Genomic DNA, 19,248 nt, shown 5'->3' on the forward strand with positions numbered 1-19,248 from the left:
GGAGAAAAAGAATGTACAAACCCCGGATTTGTGTAGTTGGACTTGGCTATGTAGGACTTCCGCTTTCCATAGAGCTTTCAAAGTATTTTAATGTTTGCGGTTTTGATATCAAACAGTCTCGTATTGATAATCTCAGGAATTTTATTGATCCTAACAATGAAATTAGCCCCGATGATCTAAAAAAAAGTAAAATTGAATTCTCAGATGATCCTTCAATTATAAAAAGTGCCGAATTTATAATTGTAGCTGTTCCAACCCCAATTGATGATCATAAAAATCCAGATCTTACTCCCCTGTATAAATCTTCTGAAACAGTGGGAGCAAATCTTCAAAGAGGATCAATTGTGGTGTATGAATCTACTGTGTACCCCGGCGTAACAGAGGAAAAATGCGTTCCGATTCTCGAACAATTTTCAAAATTAAAATGGAAAGAAGATTTTTTCGTTGGTTACTCACCAGAAAGGATTAACCCTGGTGATAAAGTAAACACTGTTGCTACTATAAAAAAAGTTATTTCCGGTGACACAGAAGAAACAACAGAAAAAGTAGCTCAGGTGTACGAGAAGGCAATTACTGCAGGTGTCCATAGGGCAACTACCATTAAAGTAGCAGAAGCAGCAAAAGTTATCGAAAATACTCAACGAGATATAAATATCGCTCTTATGAATGAGTTAAGAATAATTTTCGATAAAATGAATATTTCAACAAAAGATGTTCTGGAAGCAGCAGGGACAAAATGGAATTTTCTTAAGTTTGAACCAGGACTCGTCGGTGGACATTGTATAGGAGTGGACCCCTATTATCTTGCATACAAAGCTGAAGAATTAGGTCATCATCCTCAAATTATTATGGCAGGAAGAAGAATTAATGATGCTATGGGTAGATATTTTGCCCGCGAACTTATTAAAACAATGATACACAGAAAACTAAAGGTAATGGAGGGTAAAGTATTAATCCTCGGTATAACTTTTAAAGAAAATGTTCCTGATGTAAGAAATTCAAAAGTTGTAGATATAATACAGGAATTAAATGATTTTGGTGTTCAAACAGATGTTTGGGATCCTGTTGCTATTGCTTCAGAAGTGAAACAAGAGTATGGTGTGGAGTTAATCACTGCTCCTTCACCACATGAGTATGAAGCTGTAGTGCTTGCGGTTAAACATGATAAATTTGTAAATGATGGGATCAATTATAATGATTATTTGGTAGAGAAGGGATATTTTTACGATATAAAGCAGGCTATGTAAATTTTTAATTGAAACTAAACGGCCTTTTTGGAGGCCGTTTTTTTTTATTATTATACGTTTGCTTTTTTGCTTTTTTCCATTGAAGAATTCCCATGAAATACAGCACCATCATTAATAACCAAATCTTTAGTTTTTAAATCACCATACAGAGATGAACCTGATTCCAATTCAATTCTCTCTTCAACCATGAGATTTCCTTTTACTTTGCCACCAATAATGACGCTTTTTGCCTCAATATCAGCTTCAACTACTCCTGTATTTCCAATAAACAGTGCTTCTCCAATTTCAAGTTTTCCTTTAAAAGTACCATCAATTCTAAAACTATGAGGAACTTTTGCAGTACCTTCAAAAACTGCTCCCTCCCCTATCATAGTCAATAATCCTTTATTTCCTTTGTCCATTTACTAGTGGCTCCTTTTTTCCTATAAGATAATCTTCCGGATTAATATGCTTTCCGTCCTTTAACAATTCATAATGCAAGTGCGGTGCTGTTGATAGCCCTGTGTTTCCAACAAGAGCTATTGTCTGTCCCCTGTTTACCCGATCACGGTCTGACACCAAAATCTGAGAACAATGTCCATATTTTGTAACAAATCCAAAATCATGCTTAATGGTAACCATTAAACCAAAATATTTATCATTTTTTACTTCCTTTACAATACCAGGTGCAGTAGATCTAATAGGTGTTCCGGTCGCAGCTGCAAAATCGATTCCTTTATGAACCTTACCTGTATCTGAAAACCTCCTGGTTATCCAACCATCAACAGGCAATATATTAGGTATAGAAGAGCCATTATAATTTACCGAAGTTGTAAAACCTTCTCTTGTAGTAGTTATTGGAGATCGGGTATTTCTTATTCTGCCAGAAACAGGGATTTCCTGATTTGCATTTATTGTAAGTGATTTATCTTCAGATGTTAAATCTAAATCAGCATGACTTGCCAAGCGATGTAAATAAGAGGTTAGATATTCTATAGTAGCTATTTTTTCATTAGATAGTCTCATCTGCTCATTTTCTTCAACAAGCCTTTTGTTTTCTGTTTTTAAAGTACTAACAAGTTGGAGTTTCAATCCTATTTCACCCGTTTTATAGAGAAGTACAATTAGACTTGTTAGAAACAATATAAAAAATACCAACAATGATATAACTATATACCTGTGAAGAGAGAGGGAAAATGTGCGCCCATTTCCATCAGGTATAAACATCAAAGTATAATGCGATTTTTTCTTTTTCATATTTATTTAATTAATAAATCCACTACTCTTACCAGATCATCTTTACTGAAATAATGTAATTCCAGTTTACCCTTGTCTCCATTGACCCCTGGTTTGATTTTTACAGAAGTTCCATACTTATATTGTAATTTTTCTATCAAATCAGCTATATCAGGATCTACAGGCTCAGGATTTAACGACGGTTTTGTTTTGGGCTTATCATCCCTATTATCCTGAGAAATTTTCTCTACATCTCTTACTGACAATTTATCATCAACAATCCTCTTTGCCATTTTCAGTTGCTGATCTTCTTTTTCGATGGAAAGTAGTGCTCTTGCATGCCCCATACTGATTTCAGCTTTTCTAACCATCTGTTGTATTTCATCAGGCAAATTTAAAATTCTTAGAGAATTGGTTATTGCGGCTCTACTTTTACCAATCTGTTTTGATAATTGATCATGGGTATAACTACACTCAAGGATAAGTTTCTGATATGCTATTGCTTTTTCTATCTCATTAAGTTCTTCGCGCTGAATATTCTCTACCAGCGCCAGTTCAAGCATTTCTCTGTCTGTAACTTTATTTTTCAGTATACAGGGAACTTTATCCCTGCCAAGAACTCCAAAAGCTCTAAAACGACGTTCACCAGAAATTATTTCGTAATGATTATCTTTTTTCCTTAATACAATCGGTTGCAATAGACCTTGATTTTCAATACTTGTAGCAAGATTTTTTATCTCTTCTTCATCAAAATCTATTCGAGGCTGATAGGGGTTAGTCTTTATTGATTTTCTTTCAACATATACTATATCACTATCTTTTACATTCTCTTCATCCTGAGTAGGAATTAAGTTTGAAAGACCCCTACCAAGAGCTTTCCTTTTATTCATTTTGCATAATTTCCTTGGCTAAGTTTAAATAATTCTCTGCTCCAGAGGACATGATATCGTACAAAATAATTGGTTTAGCAAAAGAAGGAGCCTCACCAAGTTTTACATTCCTGGTCACAACTACATCGAATACTTTACCGGAAAAAAAGGATTTCACATCTTCTGCAACCTGCCTTGAAAGATTTAACCTTCCATCATACATCGTAAGAAGTGCACCTTCTATAACCAGTAAAGAATTTAAGTTTTTCTGAACCAGATGAATCGTATTAAGAAGTTCAGCTAATCCTTCCAGTGCATAGTATTCACACTGAATTGGAATAAGAACACTGTTTGCTGCTGTTAAAATATTTACTGTTAAAAGTCCAAGTGAGGGGGGAGAATCAATAATTACATAATCATAATCATCTTTAACTTCATGAATTGCTGAGCGTAACTTTTTCTCTCTGGCCATCTCATTCACCAACTCAATTTCTGCCCCTGCAAGATCCGGTGTTGCCGGTGCTACATCAAGGTAATCCATACAAGAAGCTTTTACCCTGATATCCCTTAGGGTCAAAGGACGCTCATCTATTTCGGTACCTGTTATAACATCGTAAATAGAATACTCTATATCATATTTATCGAGCCCAAGACCAGTAGTAGCATTTGATTGAGGATCCATGTCGATAAGGAGAGTTTTCCTTTCAGCAGCACAAAGACATGCTGAAAGATTAATCGATGTAGTAGTCTTTCCGACTCCACCCTTCTGATTACATACTGCTATAATCTTTCCCACAAAATCCCCTTGTTCAATAACTTGTACACAGGTTATCAACAGCGTTTTTAACTATTGTTGATATCTTATATCTCTTTAAAAATCATTACAAATCAATATTTTACATCTCTGTCAGAGAAAAATCCATATGGATACCTATTTTTTTTCACCACTTTTCCACATCAATGTACTAATTCAAGTGAGACGAGGTTTAACCCCATTATTTGATTACCCAAATCATACTCCGCTATTTCTGATATTCTGATTCCATCAGTTTCTTTATTATTGGTGATAAAATCAAGTTCATTAGCAAACTGATCAGTTTTAAAAGTATACATATGCCCATCAGATGCTACGAGAGGTTTTGCCACTCCTGAAAAGTTCTGAAGTGTTTCATACTCCCTGCTTATTACATAATCAAACTTTTTACTTTCTTTTTGAAGCCCACTTACTTCATCTTCATTTATTTCTATATTTTCATATTCAAGTTCATTTTTAACAGCCTTTAAAAAGGAACTCTTTTCAGCATCAGACTCCTGCAACACAAAACTCAGATCAGGTCTGAATATTCTTATTGGAATTGAAGGAAAACCGTTAGATGCTCCAAGATTAAGAACTGTTGCCCCTTTCTTAAAACCGAATAATAACAGAGGCTGTAGCGAATCACAGAAATGACGTAAAAATAAAATCGACTCATCAGATTCAGGAATCAAACCTGCTGTATCATTCCATTTATACAACAAACAAATATATGTTAGTATCTGTTCCCGCTGATCAAGATCTGGTGTTAACCCCAGACGTTCAAGTTCCTTCAATTCGTAACATTCTTTCGCTCGATCCAGAAAAGAGTTCAGCAATGCATTCATAGTACTTTCCTATTGTTTCACGTGAAACGATTTGTTATTTCTATGTCTCGAAATACACATAGCCAGAATAGATATATCCGCAGGTGTAACTCCGGAAATTCTTAACGCCTGACCAAGAGTTTTTGGTTTTATGGTAATCAGTTTTGTTCTCGACTCAGACAACATCCCGGGAACAGATTCATAATCGAAATCTTCAGGTATAATAGCTTCCTCAAGTTGTCGTAATTTTTGCACCTGAAGCAGTTGTTTTTTAACAAACCCTTCGTATTTTACATCAGATTCTACACCTAAGCTAAAACTTCTATTTTCTTTAATTTGTTTTACTATTTCTTCAGATTCAGTATTTATCTCTTCTTTCAGAAGTTCTAAACATTCAATCAGGTGATGTATGGTAAACTCAGGTCTTCTTAAAAACTCATCTGCTCTTACAGTATTTTTAATCTCCATTTTTAATGCATTTTGTATTACTTGTCTGGAGATTCTTATACCTGAAAACATTTTTATAGATTTTTTTTTCTCTTCCCAAACTTTTTTTCTGCTGTCATAAAATTCATCTTCTATGAAACCATATTTTTTAGCAATGGGCATGAGTCTTTCGTCACTATTGTCCTGACGTAACATTAACCTGTACTCAGCCCTTGAGGTAAACATCCGATACGGTTCTTCTGTACCTCTTGTTATAAGGTCATCTATAAGTACTCCTGTATAAGACGTCTCCCTTCCCAAAACTATTTCACCCTGGTTTAGAAGATTTAATGCAGCATTCATCCCTGCTATTAATCCCTGACAAGCAGCTTCTTCATACCCGGATGTGCCATTTATCTGTCCTGCAAAATAAAGGTTTTTTACGTATTTAGATTCAAGAGTTGGTCTCAACTGAAGTGGTTGGAAATAGTCATATTCTATACCATATCCAGGTCTGAGAATTCTCGCTTCTTCAAATCCAGGAATACTACGAACCATCATTTCCTGAATTTCGAATGGTAGAGAGGTTGAGAGTCCATTTAGGTACATCTCATAATTGTCCAAACTCTCTGGTTCTAAAAATAATGAATGCCCATCTCTCTCACCAAATCTCAGTACTTTATCCTCTATAGACGGACAGTATCTTGGTCCAACACTGGTTATTTTTCCTCTATACAGAGGAGATAAATGCTTATTTTCTAAAATAATCTTATGTGTCTGTGAATTAGTCTTTGAAATCCAGCATTTCACCCTATTCTGAATCGTTTCCTGGGTGGAAAATGAAAACGGCCATGGTTCCTGATCACCTGATTGTGGGATTAGTTTAGAAAAATCTACACTTCTACCATCTATTCGAGGTGATGTTCCCGTTTTTAACCGACCAGATCTTATTCCTAACTTCTCAATGCTTTTGGTAAGACCTGTAGAGGCCGGCTCTCCCGTTCTTCCTGCTGAAAAAGATTCCAGTCCAATGTGAGCTCTTCCATTTAAAAAAGTTCCAGTTGCTACAATAACAGCTCTGGTTTGTATAACCTGTGTACTATCCAGTTTAATAGCTTTTACTAACCCACCTTCAGTTATTATCTCTGTAACCATTCCCTGGTATAGTGATATTTTTTTATTTTTATCTATTTCTTTTCTAACATACTTTTTATATAAATTTTTATCTGCCTGCGCTCTAGGTCCCCATACTGCGCTACCCTTAGTTTGATTCAACATCCTGAAGTGAATACCAGCTTTATCTATAACTCTCCCCATTAAACCACCGAGAGCATCAACTTCTCTAACTATATTCCCCTTGGCAATTCCTCCAATTGCAGGATTACAAGACATCTGTCCAATGAGGTCCAGATGAGTGGTAATTAATACTACCTGCAACTCTTTTTGTGCGCATATATTCGCAGCTTCGATTCCTGCGTGTCCCCCACCTATAACAGCAATATCGTAATTCATACATACCTTTGTTTCACGTGAAACATTATTTGCCTATACAAAACCTTCCAAATATACTATTCAGTATCTCTTCTGAAGCAGTATAACCAAAAAACTCTTCCATTTTTTGTAGTATAGAATTCAAATAATAAGCTGCAATCTCTTCGTTATCTATGTTGGTGTGTGTTTCGTTTAGTCCCTGTACAATTTCTTCAAGCAAATTTAATTGTCGGTGACTACATACAATATCAGGTGTTTCAATTTCACTTACAATTTGTTCCACTATTTTATTTATGGTTTCATATACTCTGTCTGTATTTATTCCTTCTTTTATACTAACGGGTATTGTTTTAATCTCTTTATCTTGTAATAGGTGCTTTTTATTATTTGGAGACGAAATATCTATTTTATTTAATATTACAATTTTCTGAAGGTTATTTTCTAAAAATTGTTTCTCTTCATTTTTAAATTCTTCGCATGCAGAGGTAACCCATAAAACTGCATTTGCATCTTCAATTTGTTTTATACTTCTCTCGATCCCAATTTTTTCAATATCATCATTGGTAAGTCTTATTCCAGCACTATCAATTACCTTTATTTTGTTTCCTTTGATTTCTATCTCTTCAGATATACTATCCCGAGTAGTACCAGGTGTTTTATAGACAATTGATCGCTGCTCACCCAATAACATGTTAAACAAAGAACTTTTTCCGGCATTTGGTGGTCCTGCTATTACTATCGTAATCGAGCTGTTAAATGAAAGGAATTTTTTGGCTCTGTTTAATTCCTGGGTAAGTTCCCTTTTTAATCTCTTTAAAACCTTTTCTACAGGATTCTCTTTTATGCTTTTAATGTCATCCTCTTCACCAAATTCTATTTGAGCTTCTATCTCACTCAAAATAGTTATCAGCTTTTCCCTGTATAGTTGAAGCTTTCTACTACTGTTTCCGGTTAACCCTTTTTTGGCAGACTCTTTCTGCTTTGATGTCTGGCTATCTATTAGTGCACCGATAGCTTCTGCTTTTAAAAGATCAAGTTTCCCATTCAAAAAAGCTCTTCGGGTAAATTCTCCTTTGGCAGCAGGCTTTGCCCCGTTTTGGTATAACTCTTCTATAATCTCCTTAACCACAGATGGTGAACCATGACATATTATTTCAACCATTTCTTCACCAGTATAGGATTTACCCGTTTTATATTTTACTGCGGTAACTTCATCTATTATTGCTAAACTACTGTTTATTATTTCATACAGTTGTATTTGCCTTTCAGGAGTTTTTCTTAACTTCTCTTTATTAGCTACTATTTTTTCTGTAATAGCATAGGAATGTGGACCTGTTATTCTAAGTACAGCAAGAGCCGCTTTACCCTGAGGTGTAGCCAAAGCTACAATTGTAGATTCTTTATTCACCATAATACGAAAAAAAACCGCCATAGATTTTTATCTATGACGGTTATACATTAGTTGTTAAATACTCTATTTTTTCTTTTGAAGCACTTTTTTACTTTTATTAACATTTCCAACCGCTACAGCCGGTGAGAGAGTTTTCTTTCTTCCTACCAGGTACTGTTGTAATAATCCAAACCCACTGGACATGGTCCAGTAAAGTACCAACCCTGCAGGAAAATTATTAAACAAAACGAGCATAAATACAGGCATAAAGTAGATCATTGCTTTTTGATTTGGATCTTTTATGGTCATTTTGTTTTGAAAATAAGTAAGCACTGCCATTAAAATTGGTAATAACGCTACTGCACCACCATAAAGAGGTACCGAAAATGGCAGAGAAAAAAGTACTTCAGGTTGAGACAGATCATTTATCCATGGAACTAAAAATGTATCAGCACCTCTAAGTTCAACTGCTTTTCTTAAAACTACAAACAGAGCGATAAATATTGGCATCTGAAGAAACATGGGTAAACAGCCAGGATTTAGCGGATTTATTCCCTCTGCTTTATATAATGCCATAAGTTCCTGATTCATCTTTTGAGGGTTGTTTTTATATTTCTGTCTCAGCGCATTTATTTTTGGCTGTACATCCCTCATCCTATTCATAGATTTGGTACTACTGTGTGTAAGGGGATAAGTAATCAATCTTGAAAGCAATGTTAACAGAATAATTGCAATCCCAAAATCTTTTACAATTCCCTGTAGAAAAAGTAATACTCTAAGAACAAATTCTGCTACTGGTGGAAACCATACATCTGCCCAAAGAATATGCCGTGCAAAATTTAGCACTGGAAATAAAACCTTTTCAAAGCTAAGGTCATAACTTCTTAATATTGAATAACTGTTAGGTCCGGCAAATATAGAATTGCTTACTCTGTTTCCATCAGCAAAATACTCCATAGTTATAGAGTAGTTAATTTCTTCTATTTTTTGGTCGTTACCAGGAATAATTCTTTCCTGTTCCACGGCTTCTATTTTAAGATCCATATCCCTTAGTTCATCTGTTATAAGATTAACAAAGAAATATTTAGAAGTCATACCAAGCCATTTATAATTTCCGGTAGTTTCTTCAACACCTTCTTCATTCATTTGAAGATGTTCTACTCTATTGCCATTATAGTAATGGATTCTTCTTCTTTCTACCGGTGAACCTATACCTCCCTGTGGACTCTCAGATTCCCCTACTCCACCGATCCAGCCTATAACAACTTTTTTTCCATCTAAATTTTCACCCTCAACGTCGTATCCTATTTTATAGGTGTCGTTTTCAAAAGTGAAAATTTTCCTAATCTCCTCACCATCTTCGGAGGTTGTTTTAAGGGTAAGGGTATAAGGTGAATCTTCCACCTTTATATCTCTTTGTTCCTCATCCACAATTTCAAACATTCTTTCATCAAAACTCTCGGTATTGATAGTTAACTGCGCTCCGCCTTCACTGCCTTCAGGGATTATATCAAATTCCTGTCCTTCTTCTAAGCCGTTAACGTTATACCCCTTCATCTGAAGAGAAATTACACGAGCACCTTTAGTACTGATTTGAGCCCTGATTCTATCGGTTTCAATCCAAATAGTGTCCTTTTCAATTTCTTCCTCAACAGCCGCCGCTCTATCTTCTTCAGAAGCTTCAGTTTCATCCTCCGACGATGCAACCTGTAATTCTCCTTGCTGAGGAGTATCTGCTATATCACCGATTTCATCTTCTTCCTGAATTTCCTGTTGAACACTTTCAATTTGTTCAGGATATGGCCTACCCAAAATGTTTTCATAATAAAACCTGTTCCAGGCAGGACTGGTGAAAAACATTAGTGTAGCCATTATTAGCACAAATGCAAGCATTGTATTTTTGTTCACTTTCGTGCACCTTTCATTTTTGGTTTATGCACTGGATCGTATCCACCCTTAAATAGTGGATTACATTTTATCACTCTATGTATTATTTTAGGTATCGCCCTGTATAAAGGAAGATTAGCTATAGCTTCCTGAGCATATCGTGAACATGTAGGTTCAAATCTGCATGTTCCTTTTCCCATCAAAAAGACTATTTTAAAGTTTTGAATGAGATAGTAAGTCGTATTTGCTAATATTTTTTTACTCTTTGGTGCCATTCTTTGTAACAATCTGTAAGTAATTTGCTATACTTATCCTCAATTCCAGGTCGGGGTTGAATGAGGATATCAAAAAAGGGAGGTGTATCTATCTTATTTGTACGAAACAATTCTCTAAATATTCTCTTGATTTTGTTTCGTTTAACGGCTATTCCGATTCTCCTTGATACCAGTACTGCAAATCGGTCATAACTTAGATTGTTTTCGCTATATATAATGACAAAAGAAGGGCATTTCCATCGCTGACCTTTTTTGATCAGCATGGATATGTCACTTCTTTTTTTTATTTTTTCTTTTGGGCCGAAAGAGAGCTTTTTCAGAATTAAGGCATCTTCCTAAAAGGGTACCCCTTATTACATTGAATCTGAAACTGAAAGTCTTTTTCTTCCCTTTGCTCTTCTGCTCTTAATAACTTTTCTACCGTTAGCAGTTGCCATCCTTGCTCTGAAACCGTGCTTGTTTCTTCTTTTTCTGTTCGATGGCTGAAATGTTCTTTTCATGGTACTCTCCTTAAATTAAGAAAACACTAAAAATGATTTATCAGGCCATCGACTGTCAAACCTTTTATTTAATATTAGCCATTGTGCTCTGTTTCTTTTTTTCACAGGAACTATATTTAGGTTATTCTTCGGCTTTATTTTCTGATTTTTTCCACTTTTTTCACTCAAGGCATACCTGAAAAGGATTTTATATGCATACCCAATTATGGAATTCAATCCTTTCTCAAGTCTCAAGATCGATTGATGCTCATAGATTCGAAACATGGTTTAGACCACTTTCTCTTCTTGAATCTGATGATCCTGAAGTAATTTCTGTTGCTGCTCCAAATCAGTTTATTGCAGATTTTTTGGATCAGCACTATAAACCTATCTTAGTAACTACAGCAAAACAGTTAAACTTCCGATTAAAGGATATTGTTTTCACAGTAGGAGAAGGTTCTAATACCCCTGCCGATGTAGAGCCTGAAATTAAAGAGGAACCTAAAAAAGTTGCTGAACCTAAAAGCAGCACTAAAACAACTTCATATTCTTATCCTCAATTAAATAAACGCTACTCTCTTGAAACGTTTGTAGTAGGACCCAACAACGAATTTGCAAGAAGTGCTGCACTGGCTGTAGCAGAAGCTCCTGGGAAAACAAAATTTAATCCTCTTTTAATTTATGGTGGGGTTGGACTTGGAAAAACTCATCTTCTGCAGTCTATAGGAAACTACCTTGTGAGTAATTCTCCCAACACTACTGTAACCTATATTTCCTCTGAAGAGTTCTATTTGAACTTTATAGATGCCATCAAAAACAACAGCACAAAAACATTTACCTCAAAATTTCGTTCCAGTGATGTTCTCCTTATGGATGATATTCAGTTTTTTGCCGGTAAGGAGAGCACACAGGAAGAATTCTTTTATATCTTTAATACCCTCTACCAGAATGGTAAACAAATAGTTCTTACCTCTGATCTTCCTCCAAGTTCTCTGAGAGGACTTCAGGACAGGTTAATATCACGCTTTCAGTGGGGTTTAGCCGTTGATATTCAACCTCCTGATCTGGAAACACGAGTAGCTATATTGAAAAAAAGAGCTGAAGAGGATAATTTAGATATAACTCAGGATATTTTGTATTTCATTGCAGAACACGTTTCTTCAAACATACGAGAGCTTGAAGGGGTAGTTATTCGGCTTCTGGCATTTGCAAGTATAACCAGGAGTGATATCACTCTTGAACTGGTTAAAACTGTTCTTAAGGATTCTCTAAAAAAAGAGAAAAGAAGAGTAACAATAAATGATATAATAGAAGCAGTTGGAAATTATTATAAAGTTCCTGTTAATAATATAAGAGAAAAAAACAGAAGAAAAGAGGTGGCTTTTTCACGACAGGTTGCCATGTACATTTCTAAATCGATCACTAATAACTCTTTAAAAACTATCGGACTAAATTTTGGTGGTAGAGACCATAGTACCGTTATTCATGCTGTAAGTCAGATTGAAAACCTTATTAAAACTGATGAAACAGTCTCAAGGGATGTTTCTTACATAATTAATACGCTCAATGAATAAACATCTTATCCTCTTAATAAAATGTGGATAAGTATTGATAAGCAGTTGTTGAACAAGTTATCAAAAGATACAGTTTAGTTTAGTCTTATTTTATTAACATATTATTTTATAGATAATTCAATAACTTAGATAGTTATGATCAGTTATCCACAGCTCTATATACTATTACTTATTATTATTTTATTAATTAATAATAGAAATATCTTTATGTATGAATTAAATTGTAAAACAGTACTTAATTTAAACACTTCAGGATGGTGAGCAATATGTCTGTACTTATTCAGAAAAAAGATCTTCTGGATCTTATGCAAAAAGCTTTTCCTTTAATTCCAACTAAAAGCTCTCTGCAAATTCTTTCAAATTTTAAAATTAGCTATATTGATTCAAAACTTGAAATATCAGCTACAGATCTTGATCATTCAATGAAAGTATTTGCTCCCGCAGAAGGAGAAGCTCCTTTTGATATAACCGTTAATGCACGAAAAATATTTGAAATTGTTCGGGAGCTTCCTGATGGAATAGTAAGTATGGAAATAGATGAAACTGTACTTATACTTGAAAGTGAAAGAGGATTTTCCTGTAAAATAGCAGGTGCAGATTCTCAGGACTTCCCAGGATTTCCGGAAAATGATTCAGATAACAGTTTTCACATTAAAAGCTCATCGATTTGTGAAATAATTTCCAAAAGTTCTTTTGCTGTAGCTAAAGATGAATCGAGAGCAGCACTGTGTGGTATATTGTGGGAAATCTTCTCAGACAAAACTGGTATGGTTTCAACTGATGGTCATCGTCTTGGAAGTTCTTTTCTAAACGTTAATTTGCCGGTTGAAGATGGAATTAGTGGAATACTATCACCAAGAAGCGTAAGCAGCCTGTCTCGAATCTTAAATGCTAAATCTGAAGATATGATTGATGTTATTCTGGGTGATAAGTATGTGACATTTCAATCTCCTGATTTTATAATGTGTTCTAAATTAATTGAAGGTACATATCCTGACTACACCAAGGTTATACCAAAAAACAATCCTAAAGAAGCCGTAGTGGACAGAGTGATGCTGCTTAATGCAGTAAAAAGGGTTTCGGTACTTTCAAATCAAAAAACTCACCTCGTAAAATTTACCTTCAAAAACGGTATGGTGGAAATAGTGGTTCTCAACCGCGAAATTGGTGGAGAAGCTCGTGATTCAATTCCAATCGAATATGAAGGGGATGATCATGTGGTAGGATTCAACGGCCAATATTTCACCGAAATTCTCGATATAATAGAAACACCAAAAATCAGAATAGAGATGAATACACAAATTAGTGCCTGTCTTCTCTTTCCTGTTTATGAAAAAGAGGAAGAACAGAAAAAAAGTGATGATCTTTTTCTTATCATGCCATTGAGAATTATGGAAGAAGTGCTTGCTACCTAAAAAAGTATAAAAAGTAATGGTACGCGGGGCCGGTTGAGACACTACGTTCTTGATCGGCTTTTTTTATACCTAAAAAAATAAAAAGATGTTAACATCTATATTGATAAGTTATGTTGAAATGTGGATAACTTATTAATCTGCTCACTTATAAACATTATACCTGTTGAAATGTGGATAAGTTGTGAAAAATGTAGGTGTAAAAAGTGTATATCTTTTGATTTTCCTTGTAATTAACATGTTATCCACATGTTATGCAACTTCTGTTAAAAACTTCACCTATTATCCCAGTTCACCTACTGTTTTTTATGATCCCTCAAAGATATCTCTCCAAAAAGGAATACCAACAATCCTTGAAATTGAATATATCTCTGAAAATGAGTGGAATTTAAGAGGTGCATTATCTAAATCCTTTGAAAATAAAGGCTACTCAGTAGGGTATGAATATTTAAAAGATGTTGGTACACACAGAATTATATCAGGATTCAATCACAAAGAAAACAACTTTTTAATAGGTTCTGCTTTTAGTATTTATTATGACTTAAATGGTAATACTTCCCTTGCTTTAGATTTAGCGCTGGCAACTATTTTAAATGAATATTCTATTTCTCTTATTTATAAAAATGTTTATGTGTATGAGCCATTTTTAGAAACCAATCCCTCACTTTTTCTTCGTTTCACTGGTCCAATCAACTTTTTAAACCAAAGTCTGTTTATTGAAAGTGGCCCGTTTCTTAAAAATGTGGATAACTTCTCAAACCCAGGGCTGTATTTGTGCTTGTCTTACTTATCCATGAATTTTCCACTATCAGTTTCTTCGGGTTTTTATCTAGTAAGAAACAGCAGATCAGAATATTCCACAGAATTTAGTATCACAGCATCTTTTTATTTAGATTACAGAAATTTGGTGACTGGTATACGGACAGGGTATGTGGTTTCAGAAAAAGACAGATATGTAGGATCATTTTATGTTAATCCTACTAAAAATAAGGATAGAAAAGCACCTTTAATCGATATAGAAGTAAGAAGAGATTCTGTAGCCGGTTTCTATTTTGGTTTGTCTGCAAGTGATAAGGGAGGCAGTGGTGTTAAAAATTGGGTATTAGCTATCTCTGAAAGACCCTCTGTTAGGGCTCAGGCAGTTAGAATGTTTTCTGGTGGCTCAATTCCTCCTTCAGTAGTTTATTGGGATGGGAAAGACTCGACAGGGACATTTAGAGCAAATGAGACTCTGTATGCCAGATTTGTAGTAACAGATAATTCTAATAACATAGCAGCTACAGAGTGGTTGAAGGTTAGGTGACATTGTTATTTCTACTGAAACTCTCCTCTATCACCACTTTCTTTAATCGAATAAAAAATGGTGCAGGTACGATATGACTATAGCAGGTCTGTGGAAGTATGGATAGATGTAATACTATTTTGTGAAAAAAGAAAAAAGAAGCTTGTAGCTACTAAAAACTAATGATATATAGAAATAATTAGAATGAGCGTACTAAACAATACTCTTACTTAAGAATAACTTTTGAAGCAACAGGGTAATGATCCGAGGGATATTTTCCCTTATAACTGATCCTGTTAATAACAGACTCTATAATAGTGCTGTTTTTTGATGTGAAAATATAATCAAGTTTAGGGCCAAATTTGTTTCCCCAGAACATATGAAAAGTAGTACCTGAGGCTTTTTTATGAACAGATCTAAATGAATCATTTAGAGGGTAAGGATTAATCATATTTCTTTCTTTGTTTCCAAACCTTACATTTTCACCCTTCATATATCTGATTATGGGGTTATTCTCTCCCACATTAAAATCACCCATTACGATTACAGGGATTTTATTTTTTGAATGAATTTCTATATGTTTGCTTAGTAGCTCCATGCTTTTCCACCTGGACTGAGAAGAACGGTGGTCTAAATGAACATTATAGACGAGAAAGTTTTTTTTTGTCTCTTTTTCGATAAATTGTACCCACGAACAGATTCTTGGCATCTTGGCTCCCCAATCTTTTGACCCGGGAACACTTGGAGTAGTTGAGAACCAAAAAGTACCGGATTTTGCTATTTTGAATCGATCTGTTCTGTAGAGGATCGAAGAGTGTTCGCCTGAGTCTTTCCCATCATCTCTCCCCAAGCCTGAAGAACCATATTTATGCATCTCTTTTCTGATTTCTTCAAGCTGAAAATTCAGAGCTTCCTGAAGTCCAATTATATCCCAATGATTGTCTTTAAGAATGTTCATCACAAGCTCTCTTCTATGAGACCAGCTATTTTTTCCATCCTTAGCTGTTCCATATCTGATATTGAAGCTCATTACATTAAGATCAATTCCTTGAATAGCAGGTTTGGGATTGTTGTTAAATTTAGAATATATGGTATTAATCATAGGTTTTTATTATCTGTGCGGTAGAGATTACGGTGACTATGGTTACATTTCATGGACCGGATAATTAGTTTTAAGGCTTGAAAAATTGCAGGTAAAAATGTAAAATTGAGTTTTTTTATTACGAGGATTAAAGGATAACTTTGGCCTGAAAGTTTCAGGTACATTTTAAGTTATCGAATTTATAAAAAAAGGATGTTTAAGAGAAATTATTTTTTGAACAGGGTGTTAGGTTCGATTTTCCTAAAGGAATGCATTATATTTAATTAAGCTTATTTTTTCCCTTTTACTCATTTTCAGGTACATTTATCAGCGATTTAGTTACACTGTTTAACTAAAACTTTTGAGGGGATTGCATGGTAGAAAAAATATCGGGAAGTATCAAAAACTCTAAAGAAAAAAAGTCGATTCATGATTGGGATATCAGGTTTAAGGGAATGACTGCAGAAGATATCCGTAGTGCCTTTTTAAACAATCTTGAGTACAGCATTGCCAAAGATCGCTATTCTGTGAATACCTATGATGAGTTTTTGAGCTTATGTTACTCAGTCAGAGAGCGGATTATAGAACGGTGGATAAAGAGTCGTCAAAAGTATCATGGAGATAATGTGAAGAGGGTTTATTACCTTTCCATGGAATTTTTAATGGGACGACTTCTTGGTGATAATATTATGAATCTTCAGCTCACGGAATCCTGTGAAAAAGCCATGAAGGATTTAGATCTGAATATTGAAGAACTACTTGATCAGGAACATGACGCTGGATTAGGTAATGGTGGTCTTGGAAGACTTGCTGCCTGTTACCTCGATTCCATGGCTACTCTTAGGCTTCCCTCAGTCGGTTATGGAATACGTTATGATTTTGGAATTTTTAATCAGAAAATTCAGGATGGCTATCAACACGAAACTCCAGAGCAGTGGTTACAGCTTAGAAATCCCTGGGAGATTGAGCGTCCAGAGTATAAAGTGACTATAAAGTATTACGGAAAGGTTATGTATTACCGGGAACCAAATGGTCATCTTCAGGTTAATTGGATAGATACCGAGGATGTCATTGCTCTTCCCTACGATATGCCGATACCGGGGTATGGAGTAAATAACGTAAATACATTACGACTGTGGTCAGCCCGGAGTGCAGAGGAATTTAATCTTCAATTTTTCAATAACGGAGATTACATTGGGGCATGTCAGGATAAACTCAACAGCGAAAATATCTCTAAAGTTCTTTATCCAAATGATAATAATATCTCTGGACGGGAACTTCGGTTAAAACAACAGTACTTTTTCTCCTCTGCTTCACTGCAGGACATAATAAGAAGATTTCTTCAATCTAATAGTGATTTCACCAAATTTCCCGAAAAAGTATCTATTCAACTGAATGATACTCATCCAGCTATTTCTATTGTTGAACTTATGCGACTTCTTCTTGATGAACACAAGCTTGGCTGGGATGAAGCCTGGGATATTGTTACACGTACCTTTGCTTATACCAATCATACACTCATGCCAGAAGCGCTTGAAAAGTGGTCGGTGGGACTGATGAAGCACTTACTGCCGCGTCTAATGGAAATTATTTACGAGATAAACCATCGCTTTTTACGTCAGGTTTCGTATAAATTTCCCGGGGATACGGATCGTATGGCAAGAATGTCTATCATCGAAGAGGGCGCTGAGCAACAGGTTAGAATGGCCTATCTTGGCATAGTAGGAAGTCACTCAGTTAATGGAGTATCTGCCTTACATACCAAACTTCTTACAAGCGGACTGGTTAAGGATTTTCATGAACTATGGCCTGCAAAGTTTAATAATAAAACAAACGGGATTACACAGCGACGCTGGTTATATAAATCTAATCCTTCTCTTCGTGATCTTATTTCAAAGCGAATCGGTGATGGTTGGGTAACTGATCTTAAACAATTACGAAAGCTTGAATCGTATGCTGATGATCCTGAGTTTCATGAAGCATGGAGAAAAGCAAAACAAAACAGTAAAGACAGATTTGTAGAGAAGCTGCGTAAATGGGAAGGACTCAGAATTGATCCCAATATGATGTTTGATGTGCAGGTAAAAAGAATACATGAATATAAGCGTCAGCTGTTAAATATTCTTCACTGTATTCATCTGTATCAACAGATTAAAGATGGCAAAACAGAAAGCTTTGTTCCAAGAACTGTTATGTTTGCAGGAAAAGCAGCTCCGGGATATTATATGGCGAAACTGATAATAAAATTTATAAATGATGTAGCGTCAGTGATAAACCATGATCCCGAAGCAAGAGGACTTCTTGAGGTACATTTCCTTCCTAACTACAGAGTATCACTTGCTGAATACGTGATTCCTGCCGCCGATTTATCAGAACAGATCTCAACCGCGGGAACCGAAGCAAGTGGAACTGGTAATATGAAATTTGCCCTCAACGGTGCATTAACCATCGGGACTATGGATGGTGCAAATGTTGAGATGTGTGAAGAGATGGGTGAAGAGAATATGTTCATATTTGGTCTTCGTACAAATGAAGTAGAAAAACTTAAAACCGAAGGCTACAACCCTTGGGATTATCATAATAACAGCCCTGATCTCCAAAGAGTTATGGGACTGATTTCAAGTGGATTTTTCTCTCCTGAAGATCCTCACCTATTTGCTCCAATCTATGAAAGTATTCTTCACCATGGTGATAAATACATGATAATGGCAGATTTTGATGCCTATGTGAAGTGTCAGGAAGAAGTAGCAAGAGTATACAGAGATGATCAGAAAACATGGACCAGAAAATCTATCCTTAATGTAGCAAGTATGGGTAAATTTTCATCGGACCGTTCAATTAGTGATTATGCTAACGATATATGGCATGTCGAACCTGTAGATGTAAAACTTGATGGTAGAAAATAAATAGTTTAATAATTTGATAAAAGGGGCAGGTTTTATTAGCCCCTTTTTTTATGGTGTTGAAATAAAAAAGCTCCTAATCGAAAGATTAGGAGCT

16 protein-coding genes are annotated in these 19,248 nt (G+C 35.3%); 5 read left to right on the top strand and 11 right to left on the bottom strand.

Annotated features, from left to right (window positions below; genetic code table 11):
• The first annotated feature begins 11 nt into the window (after positions 1-11).
• Positions 12-1,247 (top strand): nucleotide sugar dehydrogenase, encoded by a 1,236-nt coding sequence (locus QA601_04180; protein ID MDG5814262.1) that lies wholly within the window; start codon positions 12-14, stop codon positions 1,245-1,247.
• Positions 1,248-1,297: 50 nt separating this feature from the next.
• Here the strand turns inward: QA601_04180 and QA601_04185 are convergent, their stop codons facing one another.
• The 10 genes from QA601_04185 to rpmH all read right to left on the bottom strand — a co-directional run bounded on the left by QA601_04185 (position 1,298) and on the right by rpmH (position 10,920).
• Positions 1,298-1,648: a polymer-forming cytoskeletal protein gene (locus tag QA601_04185; protein MDG5814263.1), complete on the bottom strand. Its 351-nt coding sequence runs from the start codon at positions 1,646-1,648 to the stop codon at positions 1,298-1,300.
• Complete coding sequence (locus QA601_04190) at positions 1,632-2,483, bottom strand: M23 family metallopeptidase (GenBank protein MDG5814264.1); 852 nt, start codon at positions 2,481-2,483, stop codon at positions 1,632-1,634. Before QA601_04190 ends, QA601_04185 begins: the two co-directional genes overlap by 17 nt.
• 2 nt (positions 2,484-2,485) lie before the next feature.
• Entirely contained in the window at positions 2,486-3,352 is an 867-nt protein-coding gene (locus QA601_04195) for a ParB/RepB/Spo0J family partition protein (GenBank protein ID MDG5814265.1), read from the bottom strand.
• Positions 3,345-4,127: an AAA family ATPase gene (locus tag QA601_04200; GenBank protein ID MDG5814266.1), complete on the bottom strand. Its 783-nt coding sequence runs from the start codon at positions 4,125-4,127 to the stop codon at positions 3,345-3,347. The genes QA601_04195 and QA601_04200 overlap by 8 nt, the downstream gene beginning before the upstream one ends.
• A 161-nt stretch (positions 4,128-4,288) precedes the next feature.
• Positions 4,289-4,972, bottom strand: coding sequence for a 16S rRNA (guanine(527)-N(7))-methyltransferase RsmG (gene rsmG / locus QA601_04205; GenBank protein MDG5814267.1), 684 nt, complete (start codon positions 4,970-4,972; stop codon positions 4,289-4,291).
• 9 nt (positions 4,973-4,981) lie between these two features.
• Positions 4,982-6,889, bottom strand: a complete 1,908-nt coding sequence (gene mnmG, locus QA601_04210; GenBank protein MDG5814268.1) for a tRNA uridine-5-carboxymethylaminomethyl(34) synthesis enzyme MnmG — start codon at positions 6,887-6,889, stop codon at positions 4,982-4,984.
• A 25-nt stretch (positions 6,890-6,914) separates the two neighbouring features.
• Positions 6,915-8,279 (bottom strand): tRNA uridine-5-carboxymethylaminomethyl(34) synthesis GTPase MnmE, encoded by a 1,365-nt coding sequence (gene mnmE / locus QA601_04215; protein ID MDG5814269.1) that lies wholly within the window; start codon positions 8,277-8,279, stop codon positions 6,915-6,917.
• 63 nt (positions 8,280-8,342) lie between these two features.
• Positions 8,343-10,166: a membrane protein insertase YidC gene (yidC, locus tag QA601_04220; protein ID MDG5814270.1), complete on the bottom strand. Its 1,824-nt coding sequence runs from the start codon at positions 10,164-10,166 to the stop codon at positions 8,343-8,345.
• 226 nt (positions 10,167-10,392) lie between these two features.
• Complete coding sequence (rnpA, locus tag QA601_04225; GenBank protein MDG5814271.1) at positions 10,393-10,707, bottom strand: ribonuclease P protein component; 315 nt, start codon at positions 10,705-10,707, stop codon at positions 10,393-10,395.
• A 66-nt stretch (positions 10,708-10,773) separates the two neighbouring features.
• Entirely contained in the window at positions 10,774-10,920 is a 147-nt protein-coding gene (gene rpmH / locus QA601_04230) for a 50S ribosomal protein L34 (GenBank protein MDG5814272.1), read from the bottom strand.
• A 191-nt stretch (positions 10,921-11,111) separates the two neighbouring features.
• On the opposite strand from rpmH, the gene dnaA reads away from it, so the two are divergent.
• The 3 genes from dnaA (at position 11,112) to QA601_04245 (ending at position 15,188) form a co-directional block, all read left to right on the top strand.
• Positions 11,112-12,473, top strand: coding sequence for a chromosomal replication initiator protein DnaA (gene dnaA, locus QA601_04235; GenBank protein MDG5814273.1), 1,362 nt, complete (start codon positions 11,112-11,114; stop codon positions 12,471-12,473).
• Positions 12,474-12,739: 266 nt separating this feature from the next.
• Entirely contained in the window at positions 12,740-13,888 is a 1,149-nt protein-coding gene (dnaN, locus tag QA601_04240; GenBank protein MDG5814274.1) for a DNA polymerase III subunit beta, read from the top strand.
• 181 nt (positions 13,889-14,069) lie between these two features.
• Entirely contained in the window at positions 14,070-15,188 is a 1,119-nt protein-coding gene (locus QA601_04245; GenBank protein MDG5814275.1) for a hypothetical protein, read from the top strand.
• A 205-nt stretch (positions 15,189-15,393) separates the two neighbouring features.
• Here the strand turns inward: QA601_04245 and QA601_04250 are convergent, their stop codons facing one another.
• A complete protein-coding gene (locus QA601_04250) occupies positions 15,394-16,269 on the bottom strand; it encodes an endonuclease/exonuclease/phosphatase family protein (GenBank protein ID MDG5814276.1) in 876 nt (291 codons plus the stop codon).
• 353 nt (positions 16,270-16,622) lie between these two features.
• Here QA601_04250 and QA601_04255 point away from each other — a divergent pair, with 353 nt between their 5' ends.
• A complete protein-coding gene (locus QA601_04255; protein MDG5814277.1) occupies positions 16,623-19,154 on the top strand; it encodes a glycogen/starch/alpha-glucan phosphorylase in 2,532 nt (843 codons plus the stop codon).
• Positions 19,155-19,248 lie beyond the last annotated feature (94 nt).

This window comes from Chitinispirillales bacterium ANBcel5, from assembly GCA_029688955.1.
In the GTDB taxonomy this organism is placed as follows: domain Bacteria; phylum Fibrobacterota; class Chitinivibrionia; order Chitinivibrionales; family Chitinispirillaceae; genus Cellulosispirillum; species Cellulosispirillum alkaliphilum.

Coding starts and splice junctions, on each gene's coding strand:
- mnmE (MDG5814269.1), bottom strand. CDS start 8,279: ATGGTGAATAAAGAATCTACAATTGTAGCTTTGGCTACACCTCAGGGT.
- QA601_04255 (MDG5814277.1), top strand. CDS start 16,623: ATGGTAGAAAAAATATCGGGAAGTATCAAAAACTCTAAAGAAAAAAAG.
- rsmG (MDG5814267.1), bottom strand. CDS start 4,972: ATGAATGCATTGCTGAACTCTTTTCTGGATCGAGCGAAAGAATGTTAC.
- QA601_04195 (MDG5814265.1), bottom strand. CDS start 3,352: ATGAATAAAAGGAAAGCTCTTGGTAGGGGTCTTTCAAACTTAATTCCT.
- QA601_04190 (MDG5814264.1), bottom strand. CDS start 2,483: ATGAAAAAGAAAAAATCGCATTATACTTTGATGTTTATACCTGATGGA.
- mnmG (MDG5814268.1), bottom strand. CDS start 6,889: ATGAATTACGATATTGCTGTTATAGGTGGGGGACACGCAGGAATCGAA.
- QA601_04250 (MDG5814276.1), bottom strand. CDS start 16,269: ATGATTAATACCATATATTCTAAATTTAACAACAATCCCAAACCTGCT.
- dnaA (MDG5814273.1), top strand. CDS start 11,112: ATGCATACCCAATTATGGAATTCAATCCTTTCTCAAGTCTCAAGATCG.
- QA601_04180 (MDG5814262.1), top strand. CDS start 12: ATGTACAAACCCCGGATTTGTGTAGTTGGACTTGGCTATGTAGGACTT.
- rpmH (MDG5814272.1), bottom strand. CDS start 10,920: ATGAAAAGAACATTTCAGCCATCGAACAGAAAAAGAAGAAACAAGCAC.
- dnaN (MDG5814274.1), top strand. CDS start 12,740: ATGTCTGTACTTATTCAGAAAAAAGATCTTCTGGATCTTATGCAAAAA.
- QA601_04185 (MDG5814263.1), bottom strand. CDS start 1,648: ATGGACAAAGGAAATAAAGGATTATTGACTATGATAGGGGAGGGAGCA.